This is a genomic window from Mucilaginibacter sp. UR6-1 (assembly GCF_020880975.1).
GTDB lineage: Bacteria > Bacteroidota > Bacteroidia > Sphingobacteriales > Sphingobacteriaceae > Mucilaginibacter.
Genome location: NZ_JAJIWP010000005.1, coordinates 107,643 through 122,594, shown reverse-complemented (window position 1 = coordinate 122,594; position 14,952 = coordinate 107,643). Strand labels below are relative to the sequence as shown.

Here is a 14,952-nt window from a genome sequence, read left to right as displayed (position 1 = left end):
TGATGTAAAAGTAATTTATTTATTATCAGGTTGAACAGCCTCCGCAGCAGCACCCTCTTTAGGGGTCTGGGGGGCTAACCAGTTTTTCAGCATTTCTTTACCGTATTCGGTCAGTATTGACTCGGGGTGAAACTGTACCCCGCGTACATTATACTGCTTGTGGCGTAATGCCATAACTGAATTGTCCTGTTCGTCAACAGCCGTAATGGTAAGTGTATCGGGTAAGTCATCACTATTAACCACCCACGAGTGGTAGCGCCCTACGTTAAAGCTTTGTGGCAGGCCGATAAATAATGGTTCATGCGCATCAGTAACCGTTATAGGCGTAGCAATGCCGTGCATAGGCTGCTTTAAGTTTGATAGCGAGCCGCCAAATACCTCGGCTATAGCCTGCTGACCTAAACATACACCAAAAATGCTTTTGGTAGGCGCGTATCGCTCTATTACCTGCAACAGCAAACCTGCCTCGGATGGTATGCCCGGCCCCGGCGAAAGGATAATATGATCGAACGCGTCAACATCCTCCAGCTTAAACTGATCGTTACGCCATACCTCGCATTGCAAACCTATCTCATTCACCAAATGCACCAGGTTATAGGTAAACGAGTCGTAATTATCTATTATCAGGATGTTGCCCCCCGACCCCCTAAAGGGGGAGTTATTTGCGGCGTTATTTTTTGCTGTACTCATTTTGTCTTTTTTATTTTCTTCTCCCCCCTTTAGGGGACCGGGGGGCTTTTATAATTCCTCCGCCAGTTCAATAGCCTTACGCAAAGCAGCTATTTTATTATTCACCTCGTTCAATTCACTCTCCGGTACTGATCCGGCTACAATGCCTGCCCCGGCCTGGTAATGCAGGGTGTTATTCTTGCTCAAAAACGAGCGGATCATGATGGCATGGTTAAAGTCGCCGTTAAAGCCCAAATAACCTATAGCGCCACTGTAAAAGCTACGTTTTATATTCTCATTCTCGTCTATAATTTCCATCGCACGGTATTTAGGCGCGCCGCTTAACGTACCTGCTGGAAAGGTATCAGCCACAATTTTAAATGCCGATGCTCCCTCGTGCAGCTTGCCGCTCACGTGCGATACCAGGTGTATCAGGTGCGAATAATATTGAACTTCTTTAAAAGCCTTTACTTCCACTTCACCGCAATGTCGGCTCAGGTCGTTACGGGCAAGGTCAACCAGCATTACGTGTTCTGCTGATTCCTTGGGGTCATTTTTCAAACTCAGGGCCAGTTCCGCATCCTTTATGTCATCACCACTACGTTTAAAGGTTCCGGCAATAGGATAAATGCTGGCCACACGGTTTTTGATGGTGATCTGAGCCTCCGGCGATGAGCCGAAGATGCGGAAGTCGCCAAAATCAAAATAAAATAAATAAGGCGATGGGTTAATGGAGCGCAGCGCACGGTAAACATTAAATTCATCGCCGGTAAACTCCTTAGAGAAAGCTCTTGACGGCACAATCTGGAAAACATCACCACGATAAATATGCTGCTTCATCTTCTCCACAATGGCGATGAATTGCTCATTGGTGAGGTTTGATCGCTCATCGGCCTTACTGTTAAAGCTATATTCCGGAAAGTTTTTGTTTTTGATCAGGTACTCTACCTTTTCAATACCGCCGTTGGTAGCGCCGCCCTCCACCTGGTTGTGGAAAATGTACAATTCATTCTTAAAATGATCTATCGCAATAATGTAGCGGTAGATATTATACTGCATCTCAGGTATCTGGCGAATATCATCCTCAACCTGTTTTAATTTAATAGTTTCAAAATGCTCCACCGCCTCGTGTGTAAAATAACCAAACAAGCCGTTCGAGATGATCTTCCCTAAATTTCCCTCGGTTTCAAAAATCGACAAAAAATTATTGATCTGCTCAATCAGTTCAAACTCGCCGGGTTTAAAGGTTTGTTTGCTGCCGTCAGGGTATCGCAGTTTTAGCTCGCCCTTGTTAAGCGCAAGGCCGCCTATGGGTTCGCAGCACACATAGCTCATGCTGTTTTCGCGACTATGATAGTCGGAACTTTCAAGCAGCAGCGAGTTAGGATAAACATCGCGCAGGCGCAGGTAAATGCTCACCGGTGTGGTGGTATCGGCCAGCAATTTTTTATGGGTGGTTACAATTTTAAAATTCTTCATACGTTAAATCCCTATAAACAAAAAAACCCGTCGAATGAGTGAAATTCGCCGGGTCCTATTAGGTTTACAATTGGTTAGTAGTTGATCTCAATACACTATCCGGCTGCCAAAATTAAATGGTGCCACCAGTTGTTTAAAAGTGTGATTTTGATCATAATGCAGGGCAAATTTAGAAAGAAATTTGATTTGACCAACTTTTTGTAAAATTTTTAAGAGGTAAAGCCAAATAAACCTCTTTTGCTTTGAATAATGGCTACTACGATTATCAAAATCGCTAATCCAAAAAATATCGCTATCGTTCTGTGTTTGCCTTGTGGCAGGGTGATCTTTTTTGATTTGCTGTTGCCAATGGTAATTAATACGATGGCGAAAAGCATCATTACTACGTGCTCCATCGTCCAGTAGCGGGTTTCAGCATTCTTCATGGTTTGGCTGGTGAACTGTACAAATGGGCTTAAAAAGTACAATATCAAACCGATCAAAAATTGTACGTGTGCCGATATCAGCGCGAAAAGGTTAAGCTTGCGGCTGCCTTCGGTATAGGCTTTGTTGCCAAACCAGCCTAAAAAAGCGTTTATTACGGCCACTACAACCAGTACTAATACAATATACCTGAAGCCTGAGTGAAGATGTTTAATGATGCTGTAAAGTTCCATATGGGGAATGAGATTTTTGTACGAAGATAGACAAGATTAAGGAAAAGGAATACCGAATGGCTTTAAACTGAATTTGTTGCTCTTAATTTAGAATCGTTGTAAATAATGATCGGTTTGCAATAAAAAACTAAATTAACCGGCCACGGTTATAATTACCTATGGCCAAGCCGTTACTTGAATTTACCGACCGTGGCATTTACTGCGAACAAGGGCGATTTTACATTGACCCCTGGAAACCCGTGGATGATGCCGTAATTACACACGCCCATGCCGACCATGCCTATGTGGGGCATAAACGTTACCTGGCGCATCACCTGTCAAAGGAGGTGTTGTACTACCGCCTCGGAGAGATCAGCCTGCAAACGGTGGAGTATGGTGAAACGGTAATGAAAAATGGTGTAGAGATATGCCTCTTCCCGGCAGGGCATGTTATTGGCTCGGCACAGATCAGGATAAGTTATAAAGGTGAGGTTTGGGTAGTGTCCGGCGATTATAAAACGCAGGATGACGGTATCTCTACGCCGTTTGAGCCGGTGGCCTGCCAGCATTTTATATCGGAGTGTACATTTGGTATGCCTGTTTACCAGTGGAAGGAGCAGGCGCAGATATTCAGCGAAATAAATAACTGGTGGTGCAGCAACCAGCAGCAGGGTTTGTTAACGGTTATATCGGGCTACTCGCTGGGTAAGGCGCAACGCATACTGCAAAACCTTGATTTAAACATCGGCCCGGTATTTACCCACGGCGTTATTGAAAATACCAACGAGGCGTTGCGCCGTAATGGTGTAATACTTAACCCCACTACCCGGATCACCGCTGACACACCAAAAGATGAGATACGAAAAGGCATCATATTGGCGCCGCCGTCAGCCATTGGCACACCCTGGATACGTAAGTTCGCGCCGTTTAGCTTTGGCTATTGTTCAGGCTGGATGGCCTTGCGCGGGGCCAAGCGGCGGCGTGCCGCCGACAGGGGCTTTATCCTGTCAGACCATGCCGATTGGGACGGGCTGGTAAGCGCCATTGATGCCACAGGCTGCGAAAAAGTTTACTTAACACATGGTTATACGGCATCATTCACCCGTTATTTAAATGAGATAGGTTTTGATGCAAGAGAGGTGCATACTTTGTATGGCGAAGAGGAGGAGGAAACTTCGCCAAACCTCACCCCTCCAAACCTCCCCGGAGGGGAGGCTTTAAAGGAATATGGTAATGACTCTGACAGGCAAGTCCTCCCCCTCGGGGAGGATTTAGGAGGGGTAAAATGAAAGCCTTTGCCCAACTTTTTCTCTCGCTTGATGAAACCAACAAGACCAACGAGAAGGTACGCATCCTTAAAGATTATTTTAACAGTGTGCCCGATGCGGATAAAATGCACATGCTGGCACTGTTTACCGGCAGGCGGCCCAAGCGGCCTATCAACTCTACCCTGGTGCGTAACTGGGCGGTAGAGCTATCAAACATACCGGCATGGCTGTTTGAGGAGAGCTACCATGTGGTGGGTGATCTGGCCGAAACCATGTCGCTGCTGATGCCGGAGAATACATCGGGCAGTAATAAAACACTTACCGAGTGGGTGGCGGAAATTAATGAAGTTGCAAAGCGCAATGAAGAAGAACGCAAATTGTGGCTAATAGAATCGTGGATGATGCTGGACAGGCAGGAGCGTTTTGTATTTAACAAGCTGCTTACCGGAAGCTTCCGGATAGGGGTGTCGCAAAACCTGGTTGTAAAGGCGCTGGCCGAGGTTACAGGTATTGAAGCAGCAACGCTTACACACCGCATTATGGGTAGCTGGATGCCCGAAACCTATAGTTATGAACAACTGATACAGGAACAAAGCACGGCTGATGATATATCGCGCCCATACCCTTTCTTTTTAGCGTACCCAATACAGGAAACATCAGAAAAACGAAAAACTGCTGATGATTTGGAGGCTTCGTTAGGGCAACCTGCCGAATGGCAGGCGGAGTGGAAGTGGGACGGCATCCGTGCGCAAATGATCAAACGCGATGGAAAGATATTCATCTGGAGCAGGGGTGAAGACCTATCGACCGAGAAATTCCCGGAGCTGCATCCGTTTTTAAATGCCCTCCCTGATGGTACCGTGCTTGATGGTGAGATATTGAGTTTTACCAATGGTTTGCCCATGCCTTTTAATGTGCTGCAAACCCGCATAGGCCGAAAAAATCTGAGCAAAAAAATATTGCAGGACAGCCCGGTAGCTGTTATTGCTTATGATTGCCTGGAATTTGAGGGGGAGGATATCCGTACCAAAACACAAGCCGAACGGCGCGTTATTCTGGAGCAATTGCAAGCCGCTACAGAGTATCCTGAGGTTTTCCGCATATCGGAATTAATAAAATTTGATAGCTGGGCCGAGCTTGAAACACTGCGCGAACAATCGCGCGCCATGATAGCCGAGGGTATTATGCTCAAGCGTAAAAACGCTACTTACCAGGTTGGCCGCCGCCGCGGCGACTGGTGGAAGTGGAAGATAGATCCGCTCTCCATTGATGCCGTTATGATCTATGCCCAAAAAGGTCATGGCCGCCGTGCCGACCTGTATACCGACTACACCTTTGCCGTTTGGGATGGCGATAAGCTGGTGCCCTTTGCCAAGGCCTACTCCGGCCTTACCGACCAGGAAATAAACAAGGTTGATTATTTTGTGAAGCGTAATACCCTCGAAAAATTCGGGCCGGTGCGAACAGTAAAACCCGAGTTGGTGTTCGAGATCGGTTTTGAGGGAATCAATAAATCCACCCGCCACAAATCGGGCATCGCGCTGCGCTTTCCGCGTATACTGCGCTGGCGGCATGACAAAAAGAAAGAGGAGGCCGATACGCTCGAAACGTTAAAGGCACTCCTCGATCCTGTTTCTCCATCACCGGAGGAGGGATCATAATTAAGAATGTTATTTGAACCGCGCAAGCAGATCGGGTGCGTTGCCCGGTAATTTTACCTTATAGCGGTAACCGCCGTTAAAGGCATCTTCCTCTTTTAAAAACTCATGGCTTTTTTTGCTGATCCAAAATGTTTGGGTGAATTTGTTGCCGTTAAAGTCGCCTTCGTTAACCAGTTTCCAGCAGTCCACCTTTTCGTTATTTAAAAGGGTAAGCATTTCACTGCCGGTTACTTTATATGTAGTGTATGCCGGTTTTCCTATGCCCGCATCGTAAAAATTAATAGCGAACACCTTGCCATAGGCTAATGGCAGCATCTCAAAAGTTTCCACATCCAGGTTCCAGTTCAGATTTGGCTGATCGAACGCGAGCGTAAAATCTTTTGCCAGATTGTTGGTCACGGTATCGGCTCCGCTTATTTTTTTATCGCCCCAGTTATATGCCTTGGTTTTTGTGCCTATTGTTTCCCGGTGATATAGCGGACTAAAATCTGTTGCCTTGTTTACTGATATGATGTGGCGGTATTGATTAGTATCCGAGGCGTACCAATGTTGCGTAGTAATAAAAACGGCTTCGTTATTACGGGTTGTTTTTTGCACCTTTCTTAACCAAAGCGAAATATTGACACTTTTCTTTCGCGCCGGCATTTGGAAATACACCATGTATTGTTTTAGACCGGGTTTTAGCTGGCTGGTAATGAGGTTTTTATCGCCTGCCTTAATTGAGTCGATCTTTTGAGCCGATGCTTCATTTACAGAAAAGATGCCGATAGCAGCGATTAATAGGGGGTAAAGGTGTCTGGTCATGGTTGTGTTTTGGTTTTGACCTGATATAGAGGCAATTGTTACAGAGAATAAAAAATTCGTACTCCTATGGGGAATATTTCCCATTGTTTCCACACTTTTTGGGAATGAAACTCCCCGTTAAAAAGCATTAACTTTCAGCTAAAACGTTTTGCAAGTTTAATTTGACAGTTAAAATTTATGGAACTATAGTTGTATTTGTTCGTATAACGAATACTAATTAATCAATATGAAAAAATTATTTACTTGCCTGTTAATACTGGGTGTTGCAGGTTTGGCGTCATGTAAAAAGGATAGGTCGAACGAGCCGACGCCTGAAGTACCAACTGACAAAATTGCCCCTGATGGCTTTAACTTTAAAACCAGCAAAGACATTGATGTTGATGTAACCCTGCGCACTAACAATAACCAACCGTTATCAGGTGTTGTGGTCAGCGTTTACGATCCGTCAAACACCGATGTTAACGCCTCTATTTTTAAGGGTGTTACTGATGCTAACGGTAACCTTAAAGGTAAAGTTAACGTGCCATCGTATTTAACCAAGCTTACTATTGACCCTGCTTACGTAGGTTTAATGCGTTATGCAACCGCTTCAATTAAAGGCAGCTCAACAACGGTAGTTATTGGTGGTGCCACCGGTTACGCTGGCGATATTGAGCCTGAAAGTGTTGGAAACAGCATCAGGAGCAACAGCCTTGGTACAAATGGTTTGTTAAATACTGATTTTGTTTACCCGGGCACTTATACCGCGTCAAACGCGTTTACCAGCCCTGTTAACCTGGGTAAGCCTGTTTACCTGGAAACTACTTCGGATGTTATTGATCAGGGATTGCTGTCATATGTAAACGCTTCATTACCTGAAGGTACCCCGCTTACTACCTCTCATCCTGAGTATTTAACATCTTCATCAGTTCAAGCTATTAATGTAACCGCAAAATCTGATGTATGGATCACTTTCGTGTCAGAAGGCGCGGGTTACCGTAATACACTTGCTTACTATACTTACCCTACAAACAATCCTCCAACACAGGCCGGCGGCGGTACTTTATTAGGTGGTATTGACAAGGTTACTTACATCTTCCCTAATGCCTCGGCATCAGGATCAGGTGGCGGCCTGGTAAGCGGTAATAAAGTAAAACTGGGTACATTTGATGCCGGTACATCTATAGGCTTTGTATTGATACAGGATGCCTGGACAGGTAGCGGTGTGAATACTTCGGCTGCTAAATTTTACACTACAGATAAGTTTAATCCTGAAAGTACAACTGCCACACGCAGGCACAGCGTAATGTTGTATGACGATGCACACAAATTATTTTTGTTAGGCTTTGAGGATATAAACAGGCAAAATGGTTCTGATAACGACTTTAATGACCTGGTAGTTTACGCCACAGCTAACCCGATAACAGCTATCTCAAAAACAGGTGTTGCTGAAATTGATAACGGCGGCGATACTGATGGTGACGGTGTGATTGACGAGCTTGACGCTTATCCTAACGATGCTACTAAAGCTTACAATAGCTACTACCCATCAGCAAGCACTTATGCACAGGTTGCTTTTGAGGATAACTGGCCAACTAAAGGCGATTATGACCTGAATGACCTTGTTGTTAACTACCGCTACTCATTTGTAAGTAATGCTAAAAACCAGGTGGTGAGCATGAAAGGTGAGTTTGTGCCTGTAGCTGCCGGTGCATCATTCAAAAACGGTTTTGGTGTGCAGTTACCGGTTAGCGCTTCGGCTGTGTCATCAGTAACAGGCCACAAAATTACAGGTACTTACCTGCAAATGTCATCAAATGGTACCGAGGCGGGCCAAAGCAAAGCGGTTATCATTCCGTTTGATAACCAGGACGCGGTGATAAAAAATGCCGACAATTCATTCTTTATTAATACCATGAACGCTAAGGATAAAGTTACCGGTACTACAGTAACAGTAAATATTAACTTTACTACAGCGGTTGACCAGGCTAACCTTGCAGTATCAGCGTTCAATCCGTTCCTGATCAGCAACCAGCGCCGCGGTTATGAAATTCACCTGCCGGGTTACGCGCCAACTGATAAGGTAGATGCTAAATTGTTCGGTACTAATGATGATGCTTCAGCGCCGGCAAGTGGTAAGTATTACCTGTCTAACGAGAACTGGCCATGGGCTATCAGCTACACAACAGCCATACTTTACCCTATTGAAGAGGCGAACATTAATAAAGCTTACCTGCACTTTGCAGAGTGGGCGGCATCAGGCGGTTCAACTTTTGCCGACTGGTATAGCAACACTGCATCGGGTTACCGTAACAGCAGCTTTATTTACACCAAGTAATTTCTATAACTGACCGATAAGCCCATAGCAATGTGGGTCATCATCCCGGCCGCTTAACACGCGCCGGGATTTTTTTGTTTTATAAATTGGGGAATTCCACACTTTTCTATCCTATTAATTCCCCATTGGGGAAATTTTTCCATTTTATTGAATACATGTTGGCACAACTATCAGGAATTTTTAGCTATGAAAGCCATACTTTTTAGAAGTTGGAACTCTTATTGCCTATGCAGTTGCATCAACACTAATTAATTTAAAAATGAAAAAGATTTACACCTTTTTACTGTTAGGTACTTTAGCAGGCATGGCATCTTGTAAAAAAGATAGCTCAACACAACCAACCCCGGTTGAAAATACAGGAAGCAAAATAGCCCCGGAGGGTTTCAACTTCAGCACTACTAAAGATGTAGCATTAAACATTACTTTACGTACCAACAACGATCAGCCACTTGCAGGCGTTGTGGTTAGCGTATATAATCCTTCAAATACTGAATCAGCAATTTTCAAAGCAGTTACCGACCAAAATGGTAACATCACTTCAAAAGTTACTGTGCCTACCTCAGCAACACAACTTATTATTGACCCTGCTTACGTAGGTTTAATACGTAACGCGGTTGCTGCTATAAATGGTGCTGCAACTACAGCGGTAATTGGTGGTAAAACAGGTTTTGGCGGCGATGTTATCGGCAGCGCTTCAACAACCAACGCTACCAAGATCAGCAATTCATTAAAAATGGCTGCTGCTACCAACGTAACACTGGTATACCCATCACCATACAGCACTTCAAACGATGCGGTTGTAAATACATCAACATATCCGTTCAGCCTGGGTCGCCCTAAATATTTAGAGTCTGCAGGCGATGTTATTGACGCGGCATTATTAAAATATGTCAACTCATCATTACCTGAGAACGTTGCCCTTACAAAATCTCACCCCGAGTATCTTACAAGCAGCGCTACTACAGTATTAAAAGTAACGGCTACTTCAGATGTATGGATCACTTTCGTGTCAGAAGGTGCAGGTTTCCTGAACACATTGGCTTACTACACTTATAAAACAGGTACTACACCAACGCAAGAAAGCATCAGCGATGCTACCGTGGTATTCCCTAACTCATCAGCAGTAGGTTCAGCCGGTGGCTTAAACTCAGGTGATAAAGTAAAGCTTGGCCGTTTCAGCGCGGGTACTTCAATAGGCTTTGTGTTATTACAAAATGCCTGGACTGGTAAAGGTATCTCAACCACCGGAACTAAATACTTTTCAAACGATGCCCTTAACCCTGAAAGCAGCGCGAGCCTGAGAAGACACTCAGTATTATTATATGATGAATTCCACAAATTATACCTGATAGGTTTTGAGGATCTTCCACGTGATACTGATTCTGACAATGACTTTAATGACCTGGTATTCTACGCAAGCTCAAACCCGGTGACAGCTATCTCAAATGATGGTGTTGCTCCGATAGATAACGGTGGTGATACAGATGGTGACGGTGTGCTTGATCCGCTTGACGCTTACCCTAATGATGCTACTAAAGCTTATGATAGCTACTATCCATCAGCTACCACTTACTCACAAGTAGCTTTTGAAGATAACTGGCCAAACAAAGGCGACTATGATATGAATGACCTTGTGGTTAACTACCGTTACAAATTTGTTTTGAACGCTAAAAATGAAGTTGTGAACATGGAAGGTACCTTTAACGCTATGGCCGCTGGTGCATCATTCAAAAACGGTTTTGGTATACAATTACCGGTTGCTGCTTCAACTGTATCATCAGTAAGCGGACAAAAAATTGCGAGCAACTACATCCAGTTTGCATCAAACGGGGTTGAAGCCGGTCAAACCAAAGCGGTTATCATTCCTTTTGACAACCATGACGCGGTGATTAAAAATGCTGATAACTCATTCTTTATCAATACACTTAATTCAAAAGATAAAGTTACCGGTACATCTGCCACAGTAACAGTGAACTTCGCTTCGCCGGTTGCCCAGGCTAACCTGTTGCCATCAGCGTTCAATCCTTTCCTGATAAGCAATCTGCGCAGGGCTTACGAGGTACACTTACCGGGTTATGCTCCAACTGATAAGGCTGATACTAAACTGTTTGGTACAAGGGATGATGCTTCAAAACCAGCAAGCAGCAAATACTACCTGTCTACCGAGAACTGGCCATGGGCTATTAGCTACAATACTGCTATAGCTTACCCAATTGAAGAGGCTAACATAACTAAAGCTTACCTTCACTTTGCAGAGTGGGCGGCATCAGGTGGCCTTTCATTTACAGACTGGTACAGCAACGCTGCAACCGGTTATAAAAACACTGCCTTGATCTACACAAAATAATATTGAGCGATTAGTGATTTGTGAGAAATGCACTACCCGAGGGTGGTGCATTTTTCGTTAAAGGCTCCACCTTTAAAAAATCGTGCCGAATTCACTGTGGGGAAATAAATAGTAATAATGTAGAAAATACACCTCGTTTTGAGTAAATAAAATTTCGTTGATATGGTAACTTCAAGTATTAAACGCCTGTTGGATGAGTGTTTGATGTATAAGCACAGACATCTATATATTAATACAACTATGAAAAAATTATTTACTCTGCTGCTTGCAGGGGGAGTTGCGGGTATGGTATCCTGCAAAAAAGACTCATTTAACGAATCCCAGGATACGCACACATCAGCCGGAGCCACGGCCGCTGCAGGCTTTAATTACCAAACATCAAAAAACGTAAACGTTAACATTACCCTGCGTACTAATACCGATGAGCCGGTTGCCGGTGCTAAGGTTAAATTGTACGAAACGGTAGGCGATTCAACCGAGGCTATATACACCGGTATTACCGATAACTCAGGTAAATTGCAGGCCAGCGTAAATGTTGCCTCAGCTACCACACAGTTAATAGTTGATCCGCAGTATGTTGGTTTACAGCGTAACGTTACCGCCAAAATAAATGGTACGGCAACCAATGTGATTATTGGCGGCAAAGCAGGCTTTGGCGGCGATGTGGTAGCCGAAAAGGTTAACTACAGCAACCGTAAGGTATTTGCACTTGGGGCGCGGGCGGCAACCAATACACAATTTGTATACCCGGCACCCTATACCTCAGCCAGCGATGGTATTTATAATGACAACAACTATCCGCTGTTTTTAGGGGTGCCTAAAAACCTTGAAGCTGAACGTGACGAGGTGAGCGCCCAAATGCTTAAATACATTAACAACTCATTACCTGAGTATAAAAATGTTGCACAGCACCACCCGGAGTATTTGCAGAGCAGCGTGGTGCCTACCATCAATGTTATTAAAAAAACGGATGTAACCATCACCTTTGTTGCCGAGGGGGCATCATACCAAAACACACTGGCTTACTATACTTACCCAACAGCTAATCCGCCAAAAACAGCTAATGATATTGCCAAGGCTACATTTATTTTTCCTAATGCTTCGGCAGCAGGTACGGGTGGCGCTTTAATGGCCGGGCATAAGGTTAAGCTGGGCAATTTTGAGGCAGGTACATCTATCGGTTTTATTGTTTTGCGCAACTCATGGACAAGTACCCAGGTGCAAACCGATGTGGAGAAGTTTTACTCTAACGATGCGTTTAACAGTGAAACTAACGCCAACCTTAAAAAGCATACGGTGGTTTTACGTGATGATGAGCACGATAATTTTATTATAGGGTTTGAAGATATTAACCGTACCGAAGCTGATTGCGATAACGATTTTAACGATATAGTTTTTTACGCCCGCTCAAGCGTTGCTGATGCTATTGACGATACTAATGTGCCGCCGGTAGATCAGAATAACGATACTGATGGTGACGGTGTACCTGATGATAAGGATGAGTACCCAACTGACCCTGACCGTGCTTATAACGACTATTACCCGACAGACACCCGCTTTGCGCAGTTTGCTTTTGAAGATAACTGGCCGGTAAGGGGTGATTATGACATGAATGACCTGGTGATAAATTACCGCTACAAGTTTGTACTTAACGCCCAAAACAAAGTGGTTGATCTCGTTACCACATTTATTCCGCTTGCGGCAGGTTCGTCATTTAAAAATGGTTTTGGCTTGCAGCTACCGGTTAGCGCGGCTAAAGTAAAATCAATTTCGGGCCAAAGCATTACAAGCAACTACATCACTCTTGCCGGCAATGGTGTTGAAGCCGGACAAACCAACGCGGTAATTATACCGTTTGACCACCAGGACGCGGTATTGAGCTATCCGGATATGTCGTTCTTCGTCAATACTGAACTTGAAAAAGATAAAGTTGCCGGCAAAAATATCAATGTAACTTTAAATTTCACCAGTCCGCTTGATAGGGCTGAGCTTTCAGTTACTGACTTTAATCCATTCCTTATCGCCAACCTTAAACGTGGTGTAGAGGTGCATTTACCGGGTTACAAACCAACCGATAAAGCTGATAAATCATTGTTCGGTACTAATGATGACGATTCAAAACCTGGCGAGAACCGTTATTACCTGTCGGCCGATAACCTGCCATGGGCTATCAGCTATAAATATTCAACCCGTTACGCTATCGAGCGTAAAGACATCCGCGAGGTGTACAATCATTTTACTGAATGGGCTTCCTCAGGCGGCACTTTGTACCCTGACTGGTATGCCCATTGGAAACCGGGCTATGCCAACCGCTCGTTCCTTTATACGAAGTAGAAATATAATTAACATATCATAGCTACAGAACTAAGCGTTGCCCATACCAGGGCAGCGCTTAGTTTTTTACGGTAATGCGGCAAAGCCTTATATTAGCCATTGCAACCAATACCGCCGCCAATGTTTGCCACCCTGATAAAGCATATTAGTAAGTATGTAACCTTAACGCCCGATGAGCAGGAAATACTTACCACCTATTTTAAGTACGAGGAGCTAAGTAAAAAGCAATACCTGTTATCAGAAGGAGAAAAATGCACAGCGCAGTATTTTGTTGTACAGGGTTGCCTGCGCATGTATTTTATAAAGGAGAATGGCAGCGAGCATATTGTACAGTTTGGTATTGATAACTGGTGGTTAAGCGATTATATGAGCATTGAAATGCAAAGCCCGTCAAAATTTTACATACAGGCGGTTGAGCGTACGCAAGTACTCAAGCTCAGCATAACCGATCAGCAACGGCTGCTTGAGCGCATTCCTAAACTCGAACATTATTTTATGCGGGTTATGCAAAAGGCGTTCGGCGCTTTCCAAATGCGGATATGCTATTTGTTTGATATGTCTGGCGAGGAGCAATACAACCTTTTTGTAGATCGATTTCCGGGTTTTGTGCAGCGTGTGCCGCAATATATGCTGGCCTCATACCTGGGTGTTACACCCGAGTTTTTAAGTAAGATAAGGGGTAAGAAAAGGTAGACCCCTCCTAAATCATGGTTGCATAATCAAAATTAAAGTAAACTGCGTCATTGCGAGGTACGAAGCAATCTCTGTAGGATATTCAGACTTAATTTGTTTTAAGTGATTGCTTCGTACCTCGCAATGACGTAAAGTGATGCTTTGCTTCCTACCCTCATTTCTTAATCAAGATTAAGATTTTGCCGCCTGCCGCTATGCACCTTTGTATTGTAAACGCCGGCGTAAAAACTTAATCAAACATTAAAAAATAAATATCATGGAAACCAGGATCAAAATACACGAAATATTACCCGACGCTTTTAAAGCTATGTACGGCCTTGAAGCCTACGTACAAAAAAGCGGATTGGACAAAAAGCTTCATGAACTGATTAAAATACGCGCCTCACAAATAAACGGCTGCGCCTACTGTTTGGATATGCACACCAAAGACGCCCGCAAGGCCGGTGAGAGCGAACAGCGCATATATGTACTCCCCGGTTGGCGCGACACCGACTTTTTTACAGCCGAAGAGCAAGCGGTGCTGGCTTTAACCGAAGAGATAACCAACATACAGGGCCATGTTAGCGATGCTACTTACAAACAAGCAGTAAGTGCACTGGGCGAAGTTAAAACCGCGCAGGTAATTATGGCCGCAGTAACCATCAACGCTTGGAACCGCATAGCCATTACCACCCACCTGATGCCTGAAAAGGCTTAATTTAAAAAGCAGTTGTTGTAAAAGCAAACGGCCTCCAATTTAGGAGGC

General features: G+C 44.3%; 11 protein-coding genes. 7 read left to right on the top strand and 4 right to left on the bottom strand.

Annotated features, from left to right (window positions below; all coding sequences use genetic code 11):
- Positions 1 to 15 precede the first annotated feature (15 nt).
- The 3 genes from LJ707_RS17250 to LJ707_RS17240 all read right to left on the bottom strand — a co-directional run bounded on the left by LJ707_RS17250 (position 16) and on the right by LJ707_RS17240 (position 2,804).
- Entirely contained in the window at positions 16 to 690 is a 675-nt protein-coding gene (locus LJ707_RS17250; protein WP_228953358.1) for an aminodeoxychorismate/anthranilate synthase component II, read from the bottom strand.
- A 48-nt stretch (positions 691 to 738) separates the two neighbouring features.
- The gene (locus LJ707_RS17245; protein ID WP_228953357.1) at positions 739 to 2,148 is read right to left on the bottom strand and encodes an anthranilate synthase component I family protein; all 1,410 of its coding nucleotides are present in this window, start codon (positions 2,146 to 2,148) and stop codon (positions 739 to 741) included.
- A gap of 209 nt (positions 2,149 to 2,357) precedes the next feature.
- Complete coding sequence (locus LJ707_RS17240; protein ID WP_228953355.1) at positions 2,358 to 2,804, bottom strand: cytochrome B; 447 nt, start codon at positions 2,802 to 2,804, stop codon at positions 2,358 to 2,360.
- Positions 2,805 to 2,962: 158 nt separating this feature from the next.
- Here LJ707_RS17240 and LJ707_RS17235 point away from each other — a divergent pair, with 158 nt between their 5' ends.
- Together LJ707_RS17235 and LJ707_RS17230 are read left to right on the top strand one after the other, a co-directional pair.
- Complete coding sequence (locus LJ707_RS17235; RefSeq protein WP_228953353.1) at positions 2,963 to 4,072, top strand: ligase-associated DNA damage response exonuclease; 1,110 nt, start codon at positions 2,963 to 2,965, stop codon at positions 4,070 to 4,072.
- Positions 4,069 to 5,712 carry an ATP-dependent DNA ligase gene (locus tag LJ707_RS17230; RefSeq protein WP_228953352.1) on the top strand — a complete coding sequence of 548 codons (1,644 nt, stop codon included), beginning with the start codon at positions 4,069 to 4,071 and terminating at the stop codon, positions 5,710 to 5,712. Before LJ707_RS17235 ends, LJ707_RS17230 begins: the two co-directional genes overlap by 4 nt.
- A gap of 9 nt (positions 5,713 to 5,721) precedes the next feature.
- On the opposite strand, the gene LJ707_RS17225 is transcribed toward LJ707_RS17230, so the two are convergent.
- Positions 5,722 to 6,516, bottom strand: coding sequence for a hypothetical protein (locus tag LJ707_RS17225; RefSeq protein WP_228953348.1), 795 nt, complete (start codon positions 6,514 to 6,516; stop codon positions 5,722 to 5,724).
- Positions 6,517 to 6,742: 226 nt separating this feature from the next.
- Between LJ707_RS17225 and LJ707_RS17220 the strand changes: the two genes are divergently transcribed.
- From LJ707_RS17220 to LJ707_RS17200, 5 genes are all read left to right on the top strand, one after another.
- Complete coding sequence (locus LJ707_RS17220; protein ID WP_228953346.1) at positions 6,743 to 8,833, top strand: LruC domain-containing protein; 2,091 nt, start codon at positions 6,743 to 6,745, stop codon at positions 8,831 to 8,833.
- A 259-nt stretch (positions 8,834 to 9,092) separates the two neighbouring features.
- The gene (locus LJ707_RS17215; RefSeq protein WP_228953344.1) at positions 9,093 to 11,180 is read left to right on the top strand and encodes an LruC domain-containing protein; all 2,088 of its coding nucleotides are present in this window, start codon (positions 9,093 to 9,095) and stop codon (positions 11,178 to 11,180) included.
- Positions 11,181 to 11,420: 240 nt separating this feature from the next.
- Positions 11,421 to 13,514, top strand: coding sequence for an LruC domain-containing protein (locus LJ707_RS17210; RefSeq protein ID WP_228953342.1), 2,094 nt, complete (start codon positions 11,421 to 11,423; stop codon positions 13,512 to 13,514).
- A 120-nt stretch (positions 13,515 to 13,634) separates the two neighbouring features.
- A complete protein-coding gene (locus tag LJ707_RS17205) occupies positions 13,635 to 14,207 on the top strand; it encodes a Crp/Fnr family transcriptional regulator (protein WP_228953340.1) in 573 nt (190 codons plus the stop codon).
- Positions 14,208 to 14,463: 256 nt separating this feature from the next.
- Positions 14,464 to 14,904, top strand: coding sequence for a carboxymuconolactone decarboxylase family protein (locus LJ707_RS17200; RefSeq protein ID WP_228953338.1), 441 nt, complete (start codon positions 14,464 to 14,466; stop codon positions 14,902 to 14,904).
- The last annotated feature ends 48 nt before the right edge of the window (positions 14,905 to 14,952 follow it).

Bases quoted from the DNA above. Each gene is read 5' to 3' on its own strand.
- LJ707_RS17240 (WP_228953355.1), bottom strand. From the start codon at position 2,804: ATGGAACTTTACAGCATCATTAAACATCTTCACTCAGGCTTCAGGTAT.
- LJ707_RS17215 (WP_228953344.1), top strand. From the start codon at position 9,093: ATGAAAAAGATTTACACCTTTTTACTGTTAGGTACTTTAGCAGGCATG.
- LJ707_RS17200 (WP_228953338.1), top strand. From the start codon at position 14,464: ATGGAAACCAGGATCAAAATACACGAAATATTACCCGACGCTTTTAAA.
- LJ707_RS17205 (WP_228953340.1), top strand. From the start codon at position 13,635: ATGTTTGCCACCCTGATAAAGCATATTAGTAAGTATGTAACCTTAACG.
- LJ707_RS17250 (WP_228953358.1), bottom strand. From the start codon at position 690: ATGAGTACAGCAAAAAATAACGCCGCAAATAACTCCCCCTTTAGGGGG.
- LJ707_RS17210 (WP_228953342.1), top strand. From the start codon at position 11,421: ATGAAAAAATTATTTACTCTGCTGCTTGCAGGGGGAGTTGCGGGTATG.
- LJ707_RS17225 (WP_228953348.1), bottom strand. From the start codon at position 6,516: ATGACCAGACACCTTTACCCCCTATTAATCGCTGCTATCGGCATCTTT.
- LJ707_RS17230 (WP_228953352.1), top strand. From the start codon at position 4,069: ATGAAAGCCTTTGCCCAACTTTTTCTCTCGCTTGATGAAACCAACAAG.
- LJ707_RS17220 (WP_228953346.1), top strand. From the start codon at position 6,743: ATGAAAAAATTATTTACTTGCCTGTTAATACTGGGTGTTGCAGGTTTG.
- LJ707_RS17245 (WP_228953357.1), bottom strand. From the start codon at position 2,148: ATGAAGAATTTTAAAATTGTAACCACCCATAAAAAATTGCTGGCCGAT.
- LJ707_RS17235 (WP_228953353.1), top strand. From the start codon at position 2,963: ATGGCCAAGCCGTTACTTGAATTTACCGACCGTGGCATTTACTGCGAA.